This is a genomic window from Mesorhizobium sp. CNPSo 4684 (assembly GCF_057784315.1).
In genome coordinates this window covers 52113-73903 of record NZ_JBWLUX010000001.1, presented here as the reverse complement: position 1 = coordinate 73903, position 21791 = coordinate 52113, and the positions used below count along the sequence as shown (strand labels likewise).

The following is a 21791-nucleotide window of genomic DNA, read 5'->3' as shown; positions in this document are numbered from 1 at the left end:
TTCATGTTTCACCAGCGTATCAACGCTCGCTTAGTACCTGTTTCAATAGAGACTGGACTGCGTCCGGCGTTATCGGTTTCCGCCGTGATTTACGATGATCCTTCGAGAGAACGGCCTTCCCGTTTAGCCATGCAAGAACGCGCTTGTTCATCTCGCTGTTGTGGGTGGTCTCCAGAGGGACCCCTTCACGTACCAGATGGTCGACGTACACTGTGACGAAGGCCAAGCGGTTGACCATGGGAGGTTGACCTCGCTTGCCGGACCGAAAATGTTCGTAGTTGTCGAGACGCCGCTGCCTTCTATCTTCCACTTCGGTCTCGGTGATAACCGTGATGAATTCACTCATGACCAACGACCGTCGAAAGTAGGTCATGCCACAGCGCCAAGGCAGCCTTTTTTGCGTCTCGGAATGAGGCCCGATTGTATACAGCAGCTACCCCCTGTTGCTTGTGGGCAAGCAACGCCTCGATCACGATTGGCTCCACGCCCGCGTCATGAAGTCTCGTGGAGAAAGTCCGTCGGAGGTCGTGAATGCTCCAAGGCTGCATGTTCGCATCGCTTTTCGTAAGCTTTGCGTCCAGGGACCCCTTGCTCTTGCTCCATCCAGAAAAGCCATTGCCGCGCCTACCGAAGACGCCGCCCTCGGCCTGAGTTGGCCGCACCGGAAGATGAGCGACAATCTTAGGGAGGAGCGAGATTTCGTGCATCTGGCCTCCCTTCATACGTTCTGCCGAAATCAGTATCTTGTCGTCGTAGATTTCGGGCCAGCGCAACCCGCCGATTTCAGTTCGGCGACAGCCCGTCAGCATGCAGAGCCGAACGATCCGGGCATAATCTTCGGCACCGCTCGTTAATTGCCAGATCACGCGCAACTCATTGTCACTGAGGATGCGTTCGCGTGCATTCTCCGGCTGGCGAGGCGTAAACGCGACCGGATTGTTGTCTGTTTCGATGGTGCCACTGCGTAGCCCCCAAGTCCACATCGCGCTGAGGGCTGCCCTCAATCTATTGGCGGCCACCGGGCCGGATGCTTCCGCCACACTCTCCAAAAGCAGCGCTATGTCTCGCCGACGCACGGCTTCTACCCGCTCGTGATGCAGGGGGGCTGCATGCCGCATAAGATGGCGTTCGGTTTCCAAATAGGAGCGTGGCTTCTGGCGCGCTCGCGCGTGCCTCAGATAAGTCTCGATGACGGTAAATAGGGAAGCGGCATTCCGCTTTGCCTTCCTTTGTACAGACGGGTTGGTCCCTTGCGTGACGTTGGCTGCGTAACGGCGCGCCGCCTCACGAGCAGCATCAAGACTGACCGCCGTCAGGTCGCCCAGCGCAATTCGCCGCGTGCGCCTGTGCTCATCCCGATATTGATAAATCCATGTTCTCCGTTGTGAGCCGAGAGCGCGTATCCCCAACCCACGACAGCCAGCATCCCAAAAGAATGCTTCCGATCGTCCGTGAGGGCAACGCATGCGGGTGATGTTCGCCTTCGTGAACGTGTTTGGCGCGGGCGGGGGCAACGTTGAGCCGGGTAGCCGGATGACATTATTTGGAAGCGCGGTGGAAGCAGACTCAGGCGCGGAAGCAGATTGCTTTTGAGGGCTCATGAGGGTAGATTTTCCAAATGACTGGGGCTATTAGAGAATATTGCTGTATTTCAGGTAACTTGGCAATGCTTCTGATGCTTCCGGATTGGTTGTGCTACTTGACGAAATTAAATAGCACCAGACTACGAATCTGGGGGTCAGGAGTTCGAATCTCTTCGGGCGCGCCATTTGACTCTAAATCGTCCTGATTTGCGAACGCCATAGACCGCCGTTTCCCGTCATCGAGCGTACCGGCGGTCTCAGCACGACTAGCCGCCTTGCCTGGATGGAACCATCATCGGCTGTGGGAGGCGGCTGATCCGGTGGAATGACCAAAGGAGGAGAGGGCAAAGGAGGAGCGCGGCAGCACCGAAATCGTCCAGCGGCTGCGCACGGTTCCCCCTGATATTTCCGAACTATTCGGGCCTGATATTCTGGTTCAGTCGGAAGAAATTGGTCGGGTCGTATTGCTTCTTGATCGCGGCGAGGCGTGCATAATTGCCACCGTAAGCATCACGCACGCGCTCGTCACCCTCATCACCAAGATTGTTGGCATAGACACCGCCGGTGGAGAATGGCCTGACCGCATTCCACAGGTCGCGCGCCCAGCGGATGTTCACCTCATCATCGACCGGATCGTCCCAGATCGCGATCGGGAAGCAGTCAAGGGCCGCATCGCGATTGGCGTAGGGCGAGTGCGATGCGGGCACGCGAGCGATGGCGCCGCCGACCTGCTGGAAAACCAGCAGCGAGGAGCGATTGGGAGCCCTCGCGTAAGCGTCGAGCAGGGCCTCGATCGCGCCATCGCTGATCTCGCGCATGAACTGCGCTTTCCAGTAATAGCGTCGCCCGCGTGGAAAGAGGCTGTCGCCCGCCGATTGGATCTGAAGATAAGGAATGGCTTGAAGGCGACTGTCGATGGGGGATCCGAATTTCATCAGCGGCGCGATGGCTGGCTCGCCCGCTTCGGGCGACCCGACATAGCAAGCCGAGATGTTGAAGGCTCGGTCGCCCGATGGCAGCGTGACGAGCGCGGCATCGACGCTGACCTCGTCCGGGGCGTCGCGGGAGAACTTATCGTAAAACCGCATGGCCTCGCCCGCATGATTGTAGTCGTGAAGCACCGAGCCCACGAGAAGCGCCGGGCCGAGCGGGTGCAGCCGGTATTCGAATGCCGTCACGATGCCGAAATTACCGCCGCCGCCTCGCAAGGCCCAGAACAGATCGGGATGCTCGCTGGCGCTTGTCCGCAACAACCGTCCGTCGGCGGTGACGATTTCAGCCGCGATCACATTATCGCAGCTCAGACCGTGCTTTCGCCCGAGCTTGCCGAAGCCTCCACCCAGCGTGAGGCCGGCAATACCGGTGTCGCCGTTGACGCCCATGGTCGTGGCGAGGCCGTGGGCCTGCGTGGCTGCGTCGAACTCGCCGAGGGTCAGACCAGCTTGGGCCCTGGCAATGCGACGCTCAGGATCGACTTCGATCTTCTTCATGCGGGATAGATCGATCACCACCCCATCGTCGCAGACGGACAGACCGGCGACGTTGTGGCCGCCGCTGCGAACGGCCACGAGGCAGCCTTGCGACCTGGCATAGGTCACGGCATGCACGACGTCATCGGGATTGGCGCAAAAGACGATTGCGGCAGGGTGTTTGTCGATCGCCCCGTTCCAGACCCTGCGCGCCTGGTCGTAGGTAGCGTCCGTCGGCAACACCAGTTCGCCCCGTAAGCCCCGCCGTAGCTGTTCAATCGCCGCACTCGGAGAATGAGATCGGCCCAATAGCGCCTCGGTCTGTCGTGGAATCTCCATCGATATCGCCCTCGGTTCTGGCAGGACGATCGTCTCACAGGAAAGCAACCTTCTGCAAAAGCGAAATTCTTAGCTACTGGATGAGCAGAATTCATCTACACTGCCAGCATGAAGAACAGTCCGCCGCTTCGCGCCTTGCACGCCTTCGAGGCCGCGGCCCGGCATGGCAGCTTCAAGGCCGCAGCGGCGGAACTCGGTGTGACGCCGACAGCGATCAGCCACCAAGTCCGCTTGTTGGAAGATATATGCGATCGCAAGCTGTTCCAGCGCCGACCGCGCCCGCTCGTGCTGACGAGCGCAGGAGCGCGACTGTTTCCCATCCTCCGCAACGGCTTTGATCTTCTCTCCGGCTCCCTTGCCGCAGTCGCCGAGCCGGATTTTCAAGCGCCATTGCGGGTGACAAGCCCAAACGCTTTCGCGAGTCGATGGCTGGTGCCTCGATTGCCGAAATGGCGAGAGGCCAACCCTGCCGTACCACTGGATATCATCGGGACGGACGCAGTGCTCGATCTACGCGCCGGTGCCGCAGATGTGGCGATCCGCTACACACGGCGCCCGCCTTTGGGCTTTGCCACGCAGGAGATATGTCGCGATTCCTTCTTTCCCATTTGCAGTCCCCGACTATTGGCAAGCGACGGGCGAACGATTGAGCGTGCTGCTGATCTCCTGCGTTATCCCTTGATCCATTTTGACTGGATGAACCGGGATCCGGACGCTCCCACCTGGCCCCGGTGGCTAGCAACGGCCCGTTCGATCGATCCAGACCTAATCCCGCACAAAGCTTGGGATTTGAGCTTTCGCGAGGAACTGCATGCGATCGATGCGGTGGTCGCCGGGCAAGGCATTGCGATCTGTAGTGACGTCGTGGTTGGTCGTGAACTGGAAAACGGCTCGCTCGTCAAAGCGCATCAATTATCCTTGCCGGGCTACAGTTTTTATACTGTTTGGATGCCCCACAGTCCGAGATCCGCGGTGATAGAGTCCTTCCTGGCGTGGATGAGAGCCGTCGCATGAGACTGTCGAACCTGGGATGTCAAGCGCAAATACGCGCTGTTTGCGCCACTGATATTCCTGAACAAAGGCGCGATCTCTCGCGACCTCCGCTACCTCAAGACCGAACTCGAGCGTGCCTAGACCTCTTGTTTTTGCGTAGTTTCGGACGGAAAACCGCTTCACACTTTTCCTGGAATTGCTGATCGGATTCCCGCCCTCACCAGAAGCCGGGGACCAATCTGTGCCGCACGCGACGGGAATAATCGTCATATCCGGGAAGTTCGGCCCGCAACAGCCGGTCTTCCCATGCGGTGCGCAGGACGAGCACCGACGACGCCAGCGCCGCGGGCACCAGGGCCCAGAACGAACCCAGCGCAAGCGCCATGCCGAAGAACAGAACCAGTGCGGCGATATAGCCGGGGTGGCGCACGACACGGTATGGGCCGGCGTCGATCACGCGCTGATGCCGTTCGGACTGAATGCGGACGCCCGGCTCGAAATACGGATTGACCACTTGTGCCCATCCGGTCACCGCGACGCCCGCCAGCACGGCGATGTAGCCCGAAAGCAGCGCCCAGAAGGGAACGGCCGACCAATGAAAGCGCCCGGCGTCGAGCGCCGCCACCGGCAGGATGGCCACCATCGCCGGCAGAATGACCGCGAGCAGCGCCTTGTCCCAGCCTTTCGTACCCTGCTGAAACCGACTGCGCGCGCGGTAGATGATCGGATTGATCCGCGCGATCACCAGCGCCGAGACGCCGAACGCCGAAATCAGAACGGCAAGGAACACCCATCCGGGCCACCAGGCAATCGTGCCGGTCGGCACGAAGATCAATCCCAGCAGCCCCGCCGGCAGACCGATCGCATAGGCAATGCCTGTGCCGCGCGACATCGCGGGCGGCTCCCGGGGCGTCTTGGTCTGTTCCATGGTGCTAGCTCCTTCGGCGAATTTGTCTCCGGACTGGAATGCCGACCGATCACGTCGATCGGGATCGCGGCTTCTTCGCGCGCCACTGCCCCAGCGCTGTCTCCATCGCTTGGCGTATCGCCAGGTAGAACGCCGCCATTTCGTCGAGGCGATCGCGCGCTGCTCCCGCCGCGACGGCGTCCGTGCTGTTCTTCAGCAGATCGGCGAGCGCGTCGAGCAAGCGGTTCTGTTCGCTCAGCATGCCCTCGTAATTGTCGGACACCGCGTACAGGGCGCGCTTGCTTCCGCGCTCGCCGTGGCGCTGGGCGAGCCTGTAGGCTTCCAGCAACCGCGCCGCGACGCTTGCGCTGCTTTTGCTGATCTCGAGGTCTGCCGTGATGCGGTCGAGGCTGACCGGCTCGGCGCAAAGCAGCAGGTAGCCGTAGAGGCGCGCCGCTGTCTGGGGCACGCCCCAGGGGATCAGCAACCTGGCCGCATCCTCGATGAAGCGTTGTTCGGCAGGGCGATTGTTTGACATATTCGGCATATCTCGAATATAATGCCTTTAAGGATGATGGATGACAAGGGCCTGCCCTGGAGCCGGTTATGCTTCCCTATCTTGTGGCTGGGATCGTCATCGTCGGTTTGCCGACGATCTATGCGGCGGTGCGATTCCGCGAGTATCGAAAATTTCTGGCCGGCGCGTTCTTCGTCAGCAGCGGCATGCAGTTCTACTTTTATCTGGCGAAGATTCCGATCCCGCTGATGTGGACAAACGCCATTCAGTCCCCCGAACTCAGTGGCGTGCGCGGGACGATCCATTTTGCGCTGTTCCTGATCTGCCTCTACTTTGGCTGGTTTTTCCACCGCAATCGTCGCACCGACTGAGTGTTCCGCTCAGGTCTTCAGGACGTTGGCGACCATCGCACGGCCTCGATTCGCTCGCCGGCGATGTCGCCGCCGTGAAAAGCTGCCTTGGCGGGGTCGGCAGCCCTGCGATCCTGGTCGGACATTCCGATGGCGGCACGCTCATCACGCACGCCGGGGCTGTTCCGCGCGTGGCAGGGGTGGTTTACATCGCGGCACTGGCGCAACGCTGCACCGGCCTTTGGCTGGCGGAACCCCAAGCAAGATCTTTCAATGAATTGGAACAGATGCAGCCGGCTGCCGTTTTCTGAAAGGAGGTTCAGATGCCCACCCCCGCCGAACTCGAAGCCAAGTTCTGGAAGTCGTTGAAATCCGACATGACAATGATGATCGGCCTCGATGGGTCCAAGGTCATCCCGCGTCCGATGACAGCCCAGATTGAGGATCGGAACGGGCCGATCTGGTTCTTCACGGCCACAGACACCGAGCTTGTCGAGGGCCTGAAAGATGGCAGCGGCGCGACAGCTACCTTCACATCGAAGGGTCACGACCTGTTCGCCACAGTGCAGGGGAAGCTTTATCTGGGCAAACAACCCAGTGGTCATCGATCGGCTTTGGAATCGTTTTGTCGGTGCCTGGTTTGAAGGCGGGAAAGACGACCCGAGGCTGGCACTGCTTAGGTTCGACCCGCAGGAAGCTGAGATTTGGCTCGACGGCTCAAGCGTGACTGCAGGCATAAAAATGCTGCTCGGGTTCGATCCGAAAGAGGAATACAAGGACAAGGTAGCCAAAGTGTCCCTGTGAGGAGCTGCAACTTTTATAGCAATGTGGGGCTGTTGAGCGATGGACACCAAGTCCTCGTTGATCGATACCGAAGCGGCCAATCGTGCGTTGGCCACGTCGGAAACCAGCAAGGCCGCCATAAGGGCAGAGGATGGGGACCGTGGTCGCGATGCGGCCTGGCCGTCACAGATTCCTGCACTCGGCTGAAGGGATATCGTCTGGCGGCTATGGGAAGAGTTCAACAAGGACCGGGTTCTGCTGGTCGCGGCCGGCGCCACCTTCTATCTGCTGCTCGCGCTGTTTCCGGCGTTGGCGGCCTTCATCTCGATCTATGGCTTTGTCGCCGATCCTGTGACAGTCGCGGACCATGTCGCCTATCTCGGCGGATTGCTGCCGTCGGAGGGACTGGATCTCATTCGCGGACAATTGCAGGCTTTGGCCAGTCAGAAACCGGGAGCGCTCGGAACAGGTTTCTTCGTCGGCCTTGCGATCGCGCTGTGGAGCGCCAACAGCGGAATGAAGGCGCTCTTCGATGCAATGAACATCGCCTATGAGGAAAGCGAGAAGCGCAGCTTCATCACGCTCAATCTGATGTCGATCCTGTTCACGATGGGAGCCTTGGTGATCGGAATCGTGCTGTTGCTGACGGTTGGCGTTGTCCCGGCCTTGTTACGCTTCTTCTACCTTGACGCCTGGACAGAGACCCTTGTTGCGGTGTCTCGCTGGCCGATCCTGACAGGCTTCATGCTTACAGGCATTTCCCTGCTCTACCGTTTCGGGCCGAGCCGCGAACATGCAAAGTGGCGATGGCTGAGCTGGGGTGCCTTGATTGCGACCGCCGTCTGGATCGCCGCATCGTGGCTGTTCTCGTTCTACCTGCAGCATTTTGCCAACTACAACGCCACCTACGGCTCGTTGGGCGCAGTCGTTGGCTTGATGATGTGGACATGGATTTCCGTCATCGTCCTCATCGCGGGCGCCGCAATCAACGCCGAGATGGAACATCAGACGGCAATCGACTCGACCACGGGTCCCGCTCTGCCGATGGGCGAGCGCGGCGCGGTGGTTGCCGACACTCTGGGCAAAACAGCTGACTAAGTGACGGGATCGCTTATCCGGCAACGAGCCGCTCGTCGCTCGAGAGCTTCAGGTGCCGGTCTGCCCAATCGGCCTCGCGCCAGCCAGATACCGCTCATTATCAAACGGCTCGGCCTGGTTGCTATCCGGGCTCCACATATGGCGTTGGGTCTCCGTCAGATCGCCGAGATAGACATGCAGCGCACCGGAGCGGGCGCTGCCGGTGTTGGCGACGGCGTGCACGGTATCAGGGGTCATGTGCACCACGGCGGGGGCCGCGATGTCCTGCCGTTCCGGTGTATCGATCTCGCTTCCGTCGACGGGATAGATGAAGTTGGTCTCGCTACCCTTATAGATGCCGATCAGCGCATCCATCAGATGGTTGTGCGCCGGATACTGCAGGCCGGGCGACAGCGTGATGTGGTAGATGGTCAAGTCAGGGCTGGCATGCAGCAGCACCTCATCGTCCTCCTCCTCATGGGCAAGCACGCCTGAGGCGTGAAAACGATCGGTGTGCTCGCGCAACACCGCCTTGACCCGATCGAAGGCATCAGGACCTTTGGCTGCGTTGACGATATCGGCGGTTACGGCGTAGAGAGGCGAGGTGGCGGCAAGAGGCATTGTCAGCTATCCCTCTTAAGAAGCTTAATACTCATAACTGAGATGCTCAGGCTAGCGAATGCCGAAACCAGCGTCAACTGCCCAGGAAGACCTAACATGATCGCCCCGAAATCCGCAGCCGCGTCACCTTCGACCGCCGACATATTGCGCAGCGAGGAGGCCTACGAGCAGCTGAAGAGCGACATCGTCGCCTGCGTGCTGCGCCCCGGCGAAAGCCTGACCGAAAAGCAGATCGGCGATCGCTACCAGATCAGGAAGGCGACGATCCGCTCGGCCCTTGCCCGGCTGACGCAGGAAGGGCTGATCAAAAGCGAGCCCAGGCGCGGCTACGTCATCGCACCGCTCAGCCTGCGCGACGTCAACGAGATTTTCGATGTCCGCGGCCTGATCGAGCCGGAAGTGTTCCGCGTGGCCGCCGCCAACATCACCGAGCACGGGCTCGACGACATCAGGCTGGCGGCGCAAAAGGTGCTGAAGCCTGAGACGCTGCGCAGCCATGTCGCCTTCCTCGCCGCCGACCGCGCCTTTCGCCTTGCGCTGGCCGAGCTCTCGGGCAATCTGCGGCTGGCGCGCCTGCTCGACCAGATCCTCGACCAATCGGAGCGCGTTCTCCATCTCGGCTTCAAATCGCGCGACTTCACGCAAGTGATCATTGGCCAGCAAAAGGAGCTCGTCCTCGCCTGTGAGGTGGCCGAGGTCTCGGCCATCGCAAAGCTTGCCCGTTCGCAGTGCCTGTCGCTCAAGAAGCAGGTGCTCGAGGCCCTGCTTGCCGGCTCCAAGCTGCAGGACGCCAATTTGCAAAGCTTCGCCTGAGGCGGCGAGGCCTGCGCTCACCGGTGGCATTCACTTGTCGATGAAGCGGATGTCCGCGTCAACGAGGCAATAGGGCGCGTAGCGGAAATCTCGGATATGGCTGACCTTTCCGTCCTGCCAGTCGACCAGCATGAAGCCGCGCACGGCGTCATCTCCCGCTTGCGGGTTGCGGATCAGGATCGCCGCCCTGCCGTCGACGAAGCCCAGCGACAGCGCCCAGTCGCTGACGCGGTCGTAATTGCCGAAATAGTTGGAAACCTGCGCCTTGCCGCGCATCCGGGTGCGGTTGACGACTTCAAGCTGGATATCCTCGGCGATCAAAGCGCGCACAGCGTCGAAGTCACGCCCGTTGAACAGGTCGACATAGCGGCGCAGGCGCCGCTCGTCGTCGGCGTCGAGTTTTGGGGCGGGCGTCTGTTCGTCCTGCGCCGCCAGCAGCCGCAGCTGTGCGCGGCCGCGATGCAGCGCCGCCTTGGTCGCCGCCAGCGTCGCGCCGGAGACCTCGCAGGTTTCGTGCAGGCTGAGGCCAAGCACGTCGACCAGGATGACGGCGCTGCGCTGCGCCGTCGCAAGCTGCATGAAGCTACGCAGGCTGGCAGCGGTGGCGAGCCTCGCGTCGGCGCTTGCGGAGGGGTCTTCGATCGTCGTCATGTCGGTCTCGCTCATGCGCGCCTGCTCCCGCTGGCGCCGGCGCAGATGATCCTGCGCGGCATTGTGGGCGATGCGGAACAGCCATTGCTCGGGCCGCTCGACAGAGGCGTCGCCGTCAATGGCCTGCAGCGCCTTGATCATTGTCTCCTGGACGATGTCCTCGCCATCGATCACCGAGCCGGCCATGCGGGCGCAATAGCGGTGCAGCTTCGGCCGCAAGGAACCAAGCATCCCCTCCAGGGCCACGCGGTCGAGTTTTGCTGTGTTCATCCTGTCCATTCCCAGTATGACGCTCTGGCACGGCGCCAACGCCGTGCCAGTCGCTGCAATCAGGCTGGCACGGCCGCATCGGCACCGGCCAGCATACGATAATTGCCGACGATCTTTGCCGGCGATCTGGCCAGCGGCGTCGAGCGTCGCGCGGCATGATCGGCGCTGAAAGCCTTGAAGGCGGTGAGCCCGGTCAGGCCGTCGCCGTCCTGGCTGACAAGATGGACGAACTCGCCATTCTCCAGCTCCAGGACGAGGTAGCGCACGGATTGCGGCTTGGTTTCGTCGAGCGCCTCGAACACCTTTGCAACCAGCATACGGTTCTGCGCGATGCTTTCATCCTTCACGCCGTAGCGGATGAGATTGTAGCCCATGTGTCGTCTCCTGTTTTTCAAGTCTGCAGGGAGAAGACGTTTCGCGGCGTCGAAAAGATTCTCACCGCCGGCGAATCTTTTTGATCGCTCGGATCGTCTTTCCCCTGTGAACGGCTGCCAGGCAGCCATCGAGGAGCAGGAGAGATCCATCATGCACATCCAGTTTGCCGAGTTGCCTGTCATCGACCAGGACCGCGCCAAGGCGTTCTACACCGAACACCTTGCCTGCCAGCTCATAGCCGACCAGCCCATGGGCGACAGCGGCTGGCGCTGGATCGAACTGGCATTCCCCTTCGCCGTCACCAATTTGCATTTCATCAGGCGCGCCGATGACGCGCCGGGCGCCGAACCCGTAATGGTTCTGGTCGACGACAATGTCGAGGCAACGATCGCCGCGTTGAAGGCACGCGGCGTCGAAATCATCACCGACCCGCAGGAGGCGCCCTGGCAGCCGTGCCGCACGGTCGCCGAGTTCCGTGACAGCGAGGGCAACCGCATGGTTGTCGCCAGCAAATGAGCGGGGCCAGCGCAAATCCGAACTTTGACATGAGAGCAACAGGAGAGATGGACATGACCCCCAAATCGTCGACGCTGAAAGTACCGGGCGCCAGCCTTTACTATGAGACGCGTGGCTCCGGCCCCGTGCTGCTGATCATCCCCGGCGGGCCGCAGGACGCCGGCGTCTTCGCTGATGTCGCCGGCCACCTCGCCGACCGCTACACGGTGGTCGCCTACGACCCGCGCGGCAATTCGCGCAGCACCTTCGATGGCGAACCACGGGAACAGGACCTCGATGTCCATGGCGACGATGCCGCTCGCCTGATCGACGCGCTCGGCGCCGGGCCGGCCTATGTGTTCGGCACCAGCGGCGGCGCCCAAATCGGCCTCAACCTCGCCGCCCGCCATCCCGGCCGGGTGCGTGCGCTGGTGGCGCACGAGCCGCCCAGCATGATGCTGCTCGAAGACCCGGCGCCGGCGCTGGCCAGCATGCGCGACCTGCACGACACCTATCGCAGCCACGGCGTCGAGGCGGCGATGCAGAAATTCTTCAGCGAGAACGGCCTGTCGGAAGGGCCGGACCAGGATGAAGCCGGACCGCAGGACGGGCCACCTTCGTTCGAACCGTCGCCCGAAGAAGCCGAGACCTTTGCCAGGGTCAGCGGCAATTTCGAATACTGGCTGGCGCATGGCGTCATGCCGCTGTCGCTCTACCGCCCTGACGTCGAAGCGTTGCGCGGCCGCCCTGTCGTGGTCGGCATCGGCGAAGAGTCCCTCGGCCAGCCGATCGACGGCATGGGCAAGGCGCTGGCCGACAGGCTCGGCAGCAAGCGCGCCGCCTTCCCCGGCGACCATATGGGCTTTGCCCCTTATCCCGACCGCTTCGCCGAGACCTTGCACCTGGCGCTCAGCGGCGCGTGAGATCGTCAGGTCAACAGGAAGGGCGTCCGCATGCTTGATGCGGGCGCCCTTCTTCCGTGAGATTAACCGGCTAAATACTGCGGATCAGACCGCCTCCCAGCCGTCCTTGCCGCCGGCGCGGAAGATGGCGTCGATGACCTTCTGGTTGAGCACGGATTCCTCCAGCGTGAAGACGCGCTCCTTGCCGCCCGCGGCCGCCTTGGCAAAGGTCTCGACCTCGCGCCGGTATTGCTGCGTACCGGGAAAGCGGAACACCTGCGCCTCGGTGTGGTTCTGGTTGTGCAGTTCGATGCGGTGATGGTCGTAGAGCCCGGCATTGAACGGCGAGAACACTTCGATGAAACCCTTGTCGCCGTGGAACACCATCACCTGCCGCGCCGCCATCTGTGTCGACAGGTAGAAGGACAGTTCGAAGTCGCCGAAATCGGCGCGGATCGAGGAGTAGATGTCGGTGCCGAATTTTTTGTCGCGCTCGATCGTCGCCTGCACGCGCAACGGCTCCTTGTCGGTGCAAAAGCGTGTCGAGACCGTCGGGTAGACGCCGATATCGGGCAGCGCGCCGCCGCCGAGATCGAGCTGGTTGCGCATATTGGTCGGGTCGACATTGTAATAGGAGAAGGCACCTTGCACATGGCGCAACCGGCCGATGGCACCGCTGGCGATCAGGTCGCGCACCTTGATCCATTGCGGGTGGTAGATGACCATGAACGCTTCGCAAACCAGCACCTTCTTCTGGTCGCGCAGCTTTATCAGCGGCAGGATGTCCTTGGCGTCGAGCGCCAGCGGCTTTTCCACCAGCACATGCTTTCCCGCTTCGATCGCCTTGGCCGTCCATTCCACATGCTGCGAGGTCGGCAGCGGGATGTAGACGCCGTCGACCTCTTTGGAAGCCAGCAGTTCCTCATAGGAGCCGAAAGCGTGGCGGGCGCCGAAACGCTCGCCCAGGGCCCTGGCCTTCGACAGGTCGCGGCTGGCGATCGCTGACAGCACGCCATTCTCTGCCTCGACGATTGCCGGCAGCAACTGCTCGCGGCCGATCTTGGCCGTCGACAAAACACCCCATCGGAACATCAGGCTTCTCCTATCGATTTTTACAGGCGAGGAGGTTTGCCCGAAATTGCGGGAAAAGCCAATGCGGTAGCCAGTTCCTCGCCCCACGAAGTGGGGAGAGGCGAAGCCGGGACGGAGAGGGGTCTTCGTAGAGAGCCGGAGTTTGCAAGAGCCCCCGCAGCTTTGCCTGGGACCGTCCAAGTCTTTGGCGGGTTCTGACGTTGCGACGGTCGCCCGCCTCTCCGTCCCGGCTGCGCCGGGCCACCTCTCCCCCGCTTTGCCGGGGCGAGGAACCCAAGTTCTGCCAGGCTCAGCCCTTCTTCCCCGTCAGCGTCATGTCGAAATCCACGACGTTGGAATAGATCGGCGTGCCGACATCCATGCCGTAGCGCGAGCGCAGCACCTTGCCGGTGACATGGAATTTGATCGTGCCGCCCTTCAGCCCGCCGAACTCGGCGGTGAACTTTTCCGCAAATGTCTTGCCACGCGCCGTCAGCCGGCCGCTGACCAGCGCGGTGGTGTCGCTGGTGCGGGTGACGCTGGTCGAGCGGAACTGAATTTCCGGATTGTTGGCGGCATCGAACACCGCGTCGGAGCGCAGGAAGGCATCGATGCGACCCTGGCCTGTGCCGACGCTTTCGGGATAGATGGTGAAGTTGACCTGCGAACGCCCGACATCGCTGTTGTCGATACGGATCGAGCCCTTGAACCGGCCGAAGGCGCCGTTGAGCCCGCCGCCGCCGACCTTGCCGATGGAAAAGCGGATGCTAGAGCTGGCCGGGTTGACCGTATAGCTGCCGGCTGCGTCGTTAAGGTCGACTGCGGCCAAGACAGGCATGGCAAGGCAAGCGGCCATAGCCGCCAATCCGAAGATGCGCGCATACATGGGTTTTGTCCTTCCGGGGCAGGCAAAGTCCTGCGTCTTTCCTCCATGAACGAATACGCGGCGCGCCCTATTCCATGTCGGGCGCTGACGAAGGCGTGATCATGCGCGTGAGCACGTTGTCGCGCAGCCAGAAATGATGGCGCAGCGCCGCCAGCGCATGCAGCACGACCAGCGCAATGCCGGCATAGGCGAGATACCAGTGTACGGCTGCCCAGAAGTTTTCCGCCGTGTCGGACAGGCCGAGCGGCAGGTTCGGCATCACGAACAGGTTGAACGGCATCGAGGGGATCTCCAGCATCGACACCGAAACCAGCGCCCAGCCGGACAAAGGCAAAGCGAGCTGGAAGACATAAAGCGCCAGATGCGCCAGCGGCGCGGTGCGACGCTCCAGCGCCCCGGTCGATGCTGGCAGTGCCGGCGCCGCATTGCCGAACCGCCAGGCGATGCGCAGGATGATGAGACCGAGCAGCAGAAAGCCGAAGGATTTGTGCAGCTGGATGAGCTCGAAGGCGGTGCGCTGGCTGGTCAATCGCACCATGACGAAGCCGAGCATGAACTGACCAATGAAGATGATGCCGATCAGCCAGTGCAGGATGATTGCCACCCAGCCATAGCGGGTTGAGCTGTTTGTGATGGGCTGCATGGCAAGAAAACGCTTCCGAATGGCGCTTTCTTCCCGACGTCAGCGCTGCCCCTCATTGCCCTGCCGGGCATTTCTCCCCGTAAACGGGGAGAAAGAAGCAGCTGCGGCCTGCGGCGCCATTCCCGCAACGTTGGCGATTGGCGAAACCATCGACGACAGCGCCCTCGCCCCGTTTACGGGGAGAGGATGCCGGCAGGCAGGTGAGGGGCGGCGCCAACCTTGGCCAAATGAATTCAATCGAAGCGACGGCGTTCTTCCACCCTCCCCACGAGGGGGAGGGTGAGCTATCCACCCACCTTGAAGAAATCGACAAACGCCCGCAGCGCCGGGCGCATCTGGCGGCGGCTGGGATAATAGACGAAGAAGCCGTCGAAGGGCGGGCACCAGTCTTCCAGCACGCGGATCAGCCGGCCGTCGGCAAGCGGCGCGCGCACATAATCCTCGAAGACGAAGGCGAGCCCGGCGGCATCGATCGCTGCCTGGGCGATCAGATGGTCTTCGTCGAGGATCAGCGGTCCTTGCGCGGCGATCTCGATCGCCTCGCCGTCCTTTTCGAATTCCCAACGGTAGAGGATACCGCTGGAGAAGCGGAAGCGGATGCAGCGATGGTCGGCCAGATCGCGCGGGTGACGCGGCTTCGGCATTTTTTCGAAATAGGATGGCGCGCCGACCACGGCGCCGCGAATATCCGGTCCGATGCGCACCGCGATCATGTCGCGCTGCAGGCTTTCGCCGAGCCGCACGCCGGCATCGAAGCCGCCTTCGACGACATCGGTGAAGCGGTCCTCGATGACGATTTCCAGCACGATGTCGGGATAGGCCGATGCAAAGGCGCCGAGTCTGGGCGTCAGCGTCAGGTGGGCCGCGGTGCGCGGCACGGTCAGCCGCAGATTGCCGGCCGGCCGGTCGCGCGCCTCGATCGCTGTTTCCAGCGCCAGGTCGATCTCGGACAGCGCCGGCCGCAGCCGCTCCAGCAACTGCGCCCCTTCCTCGGTCGGCGCGACGCTGCGCGTGCTGCGTGCCAAGAGCCGCACGCCGAGCCGTGCCTCCAGGCTGGACACCGCATGGCTGACGGCCGAGGGCGCTATGGCCAGTTCCCTGGCGGCGCCGCGAAAGCTGCCGCATTGGGCGACGGTGGCCAGCACCGCCAGCTGCGAAAGATGAGCGCGATTCATTGATCTATCTCTTGGAACAGCCCGTACGAATAAGAGACGATTATCGAACGTGGTTCAAGGCATTACCTCAGTCGCATCGCAACAAGGAGACACGTGATGCAAACCCGCAAGCTAGGAGCAGAATTGAAGGTCTATCCCGTCGGCCTCGGCTGCATGGGCATGAGCTTCGCCTATGGCGGTCAGGCAGAGGCCGACGCAATCGCCACGCTGCGCCGCGCCGTCGACATCGGCGTCACCTTCTTCGACACGGCCGAAGTCTACGGCCCCTATGAGAACGAGATCCTGCTCGGCAAGGCGCTGAAGCCGGTACGCGACAAGGTGACGATCGCCACCAAATTCGGCTTCAAGATCTCCGAGGAAGGCTCAGGCATCGAGCGCATGGTCGGCGTCGACAGCCGCCCCGACCACGTCAAGGCGGTTGCCGAAGCCTCGCTGAAGCGGCTCGATACCGATGTCATCGACCTCTACTACCAGCACCGTGTCGACCCCAACGTGCCGATCGAGGACACGGTCGGCGCCATGGCCGAGCTGGTGCGCGAGGGCAAGGTGCGGGCGCTCGGCCTGTCCGAGGTTAGTGCCGCCACCATCCGCCGGGCGCATGCTGTGCATCCGATCGCTGCCGTCCAGAGCGAATATTCGCTGTGGAGCCGTGATCCGGAAGACGAGGTGTTCGATGTCTGCCGCGAACTCGGCATCGGCTTCGTCCCCTACAGCCCGCTCGGCCGCGGCCTGCTCACCGGCACCATCGCCAAGCCCGAGGCCTTGAGCGACGACGACTGGCGCCGCACCTTGCCCCGCTTCCAGGCCGATGCCATGGCGGCCAACGCCAAGGTCATTGCCACGCTGGAAAAGCTGGCGACGCAAAAAGGCGTCACCTCGGCGCAACTGGCGCTAGCCTGGGTGTTGCATCAGGGCGATTTCATCGTGCCGATCCCCGGCGCAAGAAAGCTCCGCCATCTCGAGCAGAACACGGCGGCGGCCGGGATCGAGCTGAGTGCGGCTGAGGTGGCAGCGATTGGCGATGCGCTGTCGCCGGACAAGGTGGTCGGCAAGCGCTACACCGAGGAGCTGCTGGCGCTCGTGAACGGGTGAAAAAAGGCCCCCTCATCCGGCCGCTACGCGGCCACCTTCTCCCCGAGGGGAGAAGAGCCTGCCACCGGCGCCAGCTCCTCTCCCCTCGGGGAGAGGTCGGATTGTCGCGAATTGCCCTTCGCAATTCGGCTGGCAATCCGGGTGAGGGGGCGTTTCGTTTCGCTATCAGGGGCGCTTTGGCGCCCCTTTTTAATCACCAATCCACCACCGTGATCTCCGGCCAGCAATCCCTGGCCCGTTTACCCTTGGCCTCATGCGTGCGCTGGTTGTCCGTCACCCGGTTCGGCGTAATCCGAAACGAAAAAATATCGTCGAGCCCGAACGGCGCCACCAGCTCCAGCTGCCCATCAGCATCGTATCGAACCCCGACCGCATGCGTCTTCGACGCAAAATGGCTGATGGGTTCACTGGCGCTCGTATAGCGCGGGCAGGGCCGGCCGAATTTCTGCGGATACCACAGATGCACCCGCGCCTGGTTGCGCACCTCGACCGGCAGCGCCAGCCCTTTGAAATGCTGCGCCGCCCGGCGAATGACGACGTCCTCGGCCTCGTAAGACAGGTCGCTGTCATCGAAGTAGAAGAGGTCGACATCTTTGATGCCGTACCCGGACGGCTTGCCCGTCAAATGGTTCCAGACAGAATTGTAGAGCGCGCCTGAAACCACCAGCCAGTCCGGTAGGTCGAGCGAACGTGCCCGCGCCAGCGCGTCGCGAACCAGCGGATCGGCCGACACGATGGCAAGGAACGCTTCGCGTTGTTCGTCGAAAGGCAGGCCGGAATAGCGCAGGTGGTCCATCACCCTTTGGAGGGCGATTCGCCACCTGTCGGCAATACCTCTACGTCCTCAGCACGCCGCCCGTCTGCTTGCCGACATTGTCGACGATGCGCTTGGCCAGCGCCTCGAAATCCTCGTCGGTCAAGGTCTTCTCGACGGGCTGAATCGACACTTCGATGGCGATCGACTTCTTGGCGGCACCGAGCGATGCGCCTTCGAAAACGTCGAACACCGAAACGCCGGTGACCAGCTTCTTGTCGGCGGCGAGCGCTGCGCGCACCAGTGTGCCGGCTTCCACCGTCTTGTCGACGACAAAGGCAAAGTCGCGCTTCACCGCCTGGAAGGCGGAGAGCTCCAGCTTCGGCTTGGTTTTCGTCGGCTTGGCTTTTGGCTCGGGCACGGCGTCGATATAGACCTCGAAACCGCAGATCGGTCCGGAAACGTCGAGGCCTTCCAGCGTCTTCGGGTGGAATTCGCCGAACGTGCCGAGCACCGTCTTCGGGCCGAGCTTGATCGTGCCGGAACGGCCGGGATGATACCAGGCCGGGCCGCCCGGTTCGATCTGCAGCCGGTCGACCGGCGTGCCGCAGGCTTCGAGCGCCGCGATCGCATCGGCCTTGGCGTCGAACACGCCGACCGGACCGGAATTGCCGGCCCAGCTGCGGCCGGAGCCGTCGAGCTTGGCGGTGCCGCGGCGTACGCCGGCGGCAACGCGCCGCTGCTGGTCCGGCTGGTCGCCTTCATAAGTGCCGGAGACCTCGAACAGCGCCACATCGCCAATGCCCTTGTCGGCATTGCGCTGCGCGGCCGACATCAGCCCCGGCAGCAGCGACGGCCGCATATCGGACATGTCGGCGGCGATCGGGTTGGCGAGTTTCAGCGCCGTCTGGCCGCCGCCGAACAGTTCGGCATGCCCGGCCGGGATGAACGACCATGTGACCGCCTCCATCATGCCGCGCACGGCCAGCGAGCGCTTGGCCGTGCGGGTGCGCACCTGCAGCGTCGTCAGAATCTTTGAATTGACGGCATCGTGGGCGCCAAGCGGCTGCGGAGTGATGTTGTCGACGCCGTGGATGCGCATGACTTCCTCGACCAGATCGGCTTTGCCGTCGACATCTGGGCGCCAGGACGGCACCGCGACGTCGACGACGTCGCCGGAGCCCTGTGGCTTGAAGCCGAGGCGCGACAGGATGTCGAGGCTCTCCGCCCTGGGCACCTCGATGCCGGTCAGCCGCTTCACTTCCGACAGCGGGAAGGCAACGATCTTCGGTTTGTGTCCGGCGTAGCCGACCACCTCGGTTTCCGTCGGCTCGCCGCCGCAGAATTCGAGCACCAGCTTGGTCGCCAGTTCGACGCCGGGCACCATGAACTCCGGGTCGACGCCGCGCTCGAAGCGGTAGCGCGCGTCGGTTATGATACCGAGCGTGCGGCCGGTCCGCGCCGTGGTGATCGGGTCCCAAAGCGCGGATTCGATCAGCACGTCGGTGGTGTTTTCATCGCAGCCGGAATGCTCGCCGCCCATCACGCCGGCGATCGATTCGACGCCATTGTCGTCGGCGATGGCGCACATCTGTGGCGTCAGCGTGTATTCGCGCCCGTCGAGCGCCATCACCTTTTCGCCATCGCGCGCGCGGCGCACGACGAGGTTGCCGGCGACCTTCTTCGCATCGAACACATGCAGCGGCCGGCCGCGGTCGAAGGTGACGTAATTGGTGATGTCGACCAGCGCGTTGATGGGTCTGAGGCCGATGGCGATCAGACGCTGCTGAAGCCATTTCGGCGACGGGCCGTTCTTGACGCCGCGCACCAGCCGCAGCGCGAAGCCGGGGCAAAGCTCCGGCGCTTCGATCGTCACCTTGACCGGCGTCGCGCCCTTGCCCTTGATCGCCTCGACCGGCGCGGTCTTGAGCCGGCCAAGCCCGCTTGCCGCCAGATCCCGGGCGACGCCGTAAATGCTGGTCGCGTCCGGCCGGTTCGGCGTCAGATTGATCTCGATCACCGGATCGTCAAGATGCGCATAGGTGGCGAAGCTGGTGCCGACTGGCGCATCCTCAGGCAGGTCGATGATGCCGTTATGCTCATCCGACAGCTCCAGCTCGCGCTCGGAGCACATCATGCCATGGCTTTCGACGCCGCGGATCTTGCCGACCGTCAGTGTCACGTCGATGCCGGGCACATAGGTACCGGGCGCAGCGAAGGCGCCGATCAGGCCCGCGCGGGCGTTAGGCGCCCCACAGACGACTTGAACCGGCGCCTTGCCGTCACCGGTGTCGACGGTCAGCACCCGCAGCCGGTCGGCGTCGGGATGCTGCACAGCGGTCAGCACCTTGGCGATGACGAACGGCTTCAGGCTGGCCTTGTCGTCGACATGCTCGACTTCGAGACCGATCGAGGTCAGCCGCTCGACGATTTCGCTAAGCGTGGCGTCGGTCTCCAGATGATCCTTGAGCCAGGAAAGGGTGAGCTTCATCACTGTGTTCCGTTTTGTCTGTGCCCGTCAGGTCTGGGCACGCTTGTCTTCAAATGGCGCGGCAAATCGTCGGGCATATGCAGGAAAGGCAGCTGCTCGCGCACATGGGCATGGTGCGTCGGTCGGAAATAGGCCGGCATGTCCATGGCGCCGAGCATGAAATAAATGTGGTCTTCCAGCCGCTCGTCGACATAGGCGATCGGCGAGCCGCAAATGCCGCAGAACGAGCGCGTCACCGGGCCGTTCTCGTACATTTTCAGCGCCGTGCCAGTGAAAGCCACCTGCTCGGTCCGAAAGCCGACAAAGGCCGACACCGGTGCGCCGCTGGCCCGCCGGCAATCGCCGCAATGGCAATAGCTGATGTGGTGCGGTTCGGCCGAGGCCTCGAACCGCACGGCGCCGCAGCGGCAGCCGCCGGTGTGCGGCGCCGTCATGCGGAGAGGCCTCCGAACAGCGTCGGCATGTCGAGCGGGCGGAAGCCGTAATGCGACAGCCAGCGCACATCGGCGTCGAAGAAGGCGCGCAAATCCGGCATGCCGTATTTCAGCATGGCGATGCGGTCGATGCCCATGCCCCAGGCAAAGCCCTGATATTCGTCGGGATCGAGCCCGCCGGCGCGCAGCACATTGGGGTGGACCATGCCGCAGCCGAGGATCTCCATCCAGTCGGAGCCTTCGCCGAAGCGCACTTCGCCCGGCCGCGAGCGGTCGCACTGGATGTCGACCTCGAGGCTTGGCTCGGTGAACGGGAAGAAGGACGGCCGGAAGCGCATCTTCACCTGCGGCACTTCGAAGAACGCCTTGCAGAACTCTTCCAGCACCCACTTCATGTTGGCGACATTGGCCGTCTTGTCGATCACCAGCCCCTCGACCTGATGGAACATCGGCGAGTGGGTGGCATCCGAATCCTGCCGGTAGGTCTTGCCGGGGATGACGATGCGGATCGGCGGCTTCTGCTTCTCCATGGTGCGGATTTGCACCGGCGAGGTGTGCGTGCGCAACAGCTTGCGCTCACCCTTGTCGTCCGGCTGGAAGAAGAAGGTATCGTGCATCTCGCGCGCCGGATGTCCTTCGGGAAAATTCAGCGCGGTGAAATTGTAATAGTCGCTCTCGACATCGGGACCTTCGGCGATGGCGAAGCCGAGATCGCCGAAGATCGCCGCGATCTCGTCGATGACCTGGCTGATCGGATGGATGCGGCCGCGCTCGGCCGGCGACTGCCGCACCGGCAGCGTGACGTCGACCGTCTCGGCGGCGAGCCTGGCAGTGACCGCCACATCCTTCAGTTCGGCCTTGCGCGCCGTCAGCGCTTCGGTGACGCGGTTCTTCAGGCCGTTGATCGCCGGACCCTTGACCTGGCGCTCCTCGGCGCTCATCGCGCCCAGCGTCTTCAGCATTTCGGAGACCGAGCCCTTCTTGCCGAGGGCTGCAACGCGCACCGCTTCGATCGACGCCTCGTCGCCGGCCGAGGCGATGTCGGCCATCAGGGAGTTTTCGAGAGTATCCATGTCACTCATGTTCCAGACCCGATCAGA

General features: G+C 62.7%; 24 protein-coding genes, 1 tRNA gene and 1 pseudogene. 10 read left to right on the top strand and 16 right to left on the bottom strand.

The window, feature by feature from the left end; genetic code table 11:
* Window positions 1-19 precede the first annotated feature (19 nt).
* Both AC04SG_RS00400 and AC04SG_RS00395 read right to left on the bottom strand, forming a co-directional pair.
* Window positions 20-346 (bottom strand): hypothetical protein, encoded by a 327-nt coding sequence (locus tag AC04SG_RS00400; protein WP_488549463.1) that lies wholly within the window; start codon window positions 344-346, stop codon window positions 20-22.
* The gene (locus AC04SG_RS00395) at window positions 339-1601 is read right to left on the bottom strand and encodes a tyrosine-type recombinase/integrase (RefSeq protein ID WP_488549462.1); all 1263 of its coding nucleotides are present in this window, start codon (window positions 1599-1601) and stop codon (window positions 339-341) included. Before AC04SG_RS00395 ends, AC04SG_RS00400 begins: the two co-directional genes overlap by 8 nt.
* A gap of 67 nt (window positions 1602-1668) precedes the next feature.
* Between AC04SG_RS00395 and AC04SG_RS00390 the strand changes: the two genes are divergently transcribed.
* Window positions 1669-1768, top strand: a tRNA-Arg gene (locus tag AC04SG_RS00390).
* 228 nt (window positions 1769-1996) lie between these two features.
* Here AC04SG_RS00390 and AC04SG_RS00385 read toward each other — a convergent pair.
* On the bottom strand, window positions 1997-3391 hold the full coding sequence (locus AC04SG_RS00385) for an FAD-binding oxidoreductase (protein WP_488549461.1): 1395 nt from the start codon (window positions 3389-3391) through the stop codon (window positions 1997-1999).
* Window positions 3392-3499: 108 nt separating this feature from the next.
* Between AC04SG_RS00385 and AC04SG_RS00380 the strand changes: the two genes are divergently transcribed.
* A complete protein-coding gene (locus AC04SG_RS00380) occupies window positions 3500-4405 on the top strand; it encodes a LysR substrate-binding domain-containing protein (RefSeq protein WP_488549460.1) in 906 nt (301 codons plus the stop codon).
* 196 nt (window positions 4406-4601) lie between these two features.
* Here AC04SG_RS00380 and AC04SG_RS00375 read toward each other — a convergent pair whose 3' ends face one another.
* Window positions 4602-5312 carry a methyltransferase family protein gene (locus AC04SG_RS00375; protein ID WP_488549459.1) on the bottom strand — a complete coding sequence of 237 codons (711 nt, stop codon included), beginning with the start codon at window positions 5310-5312 and terminating at the stop codon, window positions 4602-4604.
* 49 nt (window positions 5313-5361) lie between these two features.
* Window positions 5362-5829: a GbsR/MarR family transcriptional regulator gene (locus AC04SG_RS00370; RefSeq protein WP_488549458.1), complete on the bottom strand. Its 468-nt coding sequence runs from the start codon at window positions 5827-5829 to the stop codon at window positions 5362-5364.
* Between the two features lie 68 nt (window positions 5830-5897).
* Here AC04SG_RS00370 and AC04SG_RS00365 point away from each other — a divergent pair, with 68 nt between their 5' ends.
* From AC04SG_RS00365 to AC04SG_RS00350, 4 genes and pseudogenes are all read left to right on the top strand, one after another.
* The gene (locus tag AC04SG_RS00365; RefSeq protein ID WP_488549457.1) at window positions 5898-6179 is read left to right on the top strand and encodes a hypothetical protein; all 282 of its coding nucleotides are present in this window, start codon (window positions 5898-5900) and stop codon (window positions 6177-6179) included.
* Window positions 6180-6481: 302 nt separating this feature from the next.
* Entirely contained in the window at window positions 6482-6802 is a 321-nt protein-coding gene (locus AC04SG_RS00360; RefSeq protein ID WP_488549456.1) for a pyridoxamine 5'-phosphate oxidase family protein, read from the top strand.
* On the top strand, window positions 6756-6962 hold the full coding sequence (locus AC04SG_RS00355; RefSeq protein WP_488549455.1) for a pyridoxamine 5'-phosphate oxidase family protein: 207 nt from the start codon (window positions 6756-6758) through the stop codon (window positions 6960-6962). Before AC04SG_RS00360 ends, AC04SG_RS00355 begins: the two co-directional genes overlap by 47 nt.
* Before the next feature lie 39 nt (window positions 6963-7001).
* Window positions 7002-8039, top strand: a pseudogene (locus AC04SG_RS00350) (YihY/virulence factor BrkB family protein).
* Between the two features lie 48 nt (window positions 8040-8087).
* On the opposite strand, the gene AC04SG_RS00345 reads toward AC04SG_RS00350, so the two are convergent.
* Window positions 8088-8639, bottom strand: coding sequence for an autotransporter (locus AC04SG_RS00345; protein WP_488549454.1), 552 nt, complete (start codon window positions 8637-8639; stop codon window positions 8088-8090).
* Window positions 8640-8735: 96 nt separating this feature from the next.
* On the opposite strand from AC04SG_RS00345, the gene AC04SG_RS00340 reads away from it, so the two are divergent.
* The gene (locus AC04SG_RS00340) at window positions 8736-9452 is read left to right on the top strand and encodes a GntR family transcriptional regulator (RefSeq protein ID WP_488549453.1); all 717 of its coding nucleotides are present in this window, start codon (window positions 8736-8738) and stop codon (window positions 9450-9452) included.
* Between the two features lie 30 nt (window positions 9453-9482).
* Here AC04SG_RS00340 and AC04SG_RS00335 read toward each other — a convergent pair whose 3' ends face one another.
* Both AC04SG_RS00335 and AC04SG_RS00330 read right to left on the bottom strand, forming a co-directional pair.
* On the bottom strand, window positions 9483-10373 hold the full coding sequence (locus AC04SG_RS00335; protein WP_488549452.1) for a sigma-70 family RNA polymerase sigma factor: 891 nt from the start codon (window positions 10371-10373) through the stop codon (window positions 9483-9485).
* Window positions 10374-10432: 59 nt separating this feature from the next.
* Window positions 10433-10747 (bottom strand): hypothetical protein, encoded by a 315-nt coding sequence (locus AC04SG_RS00330; RefSeq protein ID WP_488549451.1) that lies wholly within the window; start codon window positions 10745-10747, stop codon window positions 10433-10435.
* Window positions 10748-10898: 151 nt separating this feature from the next.
* Between AC04SG_RS00330 and AC04SG_RS00325 the strand changes: the two genes are divergently transcribed.
* On the top strand, window positions 10899-11264 hold the full coding sequence (locus AC04SG_RS00325) for a VOC family protein (RefSeq protein WP_488549450.1): 366 nt from the start codon (window positions 10899-10901) through the stop codon (window positions 11262-11264).
* A gap of 53 nt (window positions 11265-11317) precedes the next feature.
* Complete coding sequence (locus AC04SG_RS00320) at window positions 11318-12166, top strand: alpha/beta hydrolase (RefSeq protein WP_488549449.1); 849 nt, start codon at window positions 11318-11320, stop codon at window positions 12164-12166.
* 84 nt (window positions 12167-12250) lie between these two features.
* Here the strand turns inward: AC04SG_RS00320 and AC04SG_RS00315 are convergent, their stop codons facing one another.
* From AC04SG_RS00315 to AC04SG_RS00300, 4 genes are all read right to left on the bottom strand, one after another.
* Entirely contained in the window at window positions 12251-13237 is a 987-nt protein-coding gene (locus tag AC04SG_RS00315) for a Gfo/Idh/MocA family protein (RefSeq protein ID WP_488549448.1), read from the bottom strand.
* A 289-nt stretch (window positions 13238-13526) separates the two neighbouring features.
* Window positions 13527-14102, bottom strand: a complete 576-nt coding sequence (locus AC04SG_RS00310; RefSeq protein WP_488549447.1) for a YceI family protein — start codon at window positions 14100-14102, stop codon at window positions 13527-13529.
* Between the two features lie 67 nt (window positions 14103-14169).
* Window positions 14170-14745 (bottom strand): cytochrome b, encoded by a 576-nt coding sequence (locus tag AC04SG_RS00305; protein WP_488549446.1) that lies wholly within the window; start codon window positions 14743-14745, stop codon window positions 14170-14172.
* A 284-nt stretch (window positions 14746-15029) separates the two neighbouring features.
* A complete protein-coding gene (locus AC04SG_RS00300) occupies window positions 15030-15920 on the bottom strand; it encodes a LysR family transcriptional regulator (protein ID WP_352561344.1) in 891 nt (296 codons plus the stop codon).
* Window positions 15921-16016: 96 nt separating this feature from the next.
* On the opposite strand from AC04SG_RS00300, the gene AC04SG_RS00295 reads away from it, so the two are divergent.
* On the top strand, window positions 16017-17012 hold the full coding sequence (locus AC04SG_RS00295; protein WP_488549445.1) for an aldo/keto reductase: 996 nt from the start codon (window positions 16017-16019) through the stop codon (window positions 17010-17012).
* Window positions 17013-17205: 193 nt separating this feature from the next.
* On the opposite strand, the gene AC04SG_RS00290 is transcribed toward AC04SG_RS00295, so the two are convergent.
* The 4 genes from AC04SG_RS00290 to pheS are packed head-to-tail and all read right to left on the bottom strand — an operon-like array spanning window position 17206 to window position 21773.
* The gene (locus AC04SG_RS00290) at window positions 17206-17808 is read right to left on the bottom strand and encodes a nucleotidyltransferase family protein (protein ID WP_488549444.1); all 603 of its coding nucleotides are present in this window, start codon (window positions 17806-17808) and stop codon (window positions 17206-17208) included.
* A 40-nt stretch (window positions 17809-17848) separates the two neighbouring features.
* Window positions 17849-20257, bottom strand: a complete 2409-nt coding sequence (pheT, locus tag AC04SG_RS00285; RefSeq protein WP_488549443.1) for a phenylalanine--tRNA ligase subunit beta — start codon at window positions 20255-20257, stop codon at window positions 17849-17851.
* Complete coding sequence (locus tag AC04SG_RS00280; protein WP_488549442.1) at window positions 20257-20691, bottom strand: GFA family protein; 435 nt, start codon at window positions 20689-20691, stop codon at window positions 20257-20259. The genes pheT and AC04SG_RS00280 overlap by 1 nt, the downstream gene beginning before the upstream one ends.
* Window positions 20688-21773 (bottom strand): phenylalanine--tRNA ligase subunit alpha, encoded by a 1086-nt coding sequence (gene pheS / locus AC04SG_RS00275; RefSeq protein ID WP_488549441.1) that lies wholly within the window; start codon window positions 21771-21773, stop codon window positions 20688-20690. The genes AC04SG_RS00280 and pheS overlap by 4 nt, the downstream gene beginning before the upstream one ends.
* Between the last annotated feature and the right edge of the window lie 18 nt (window positions 21774-21791).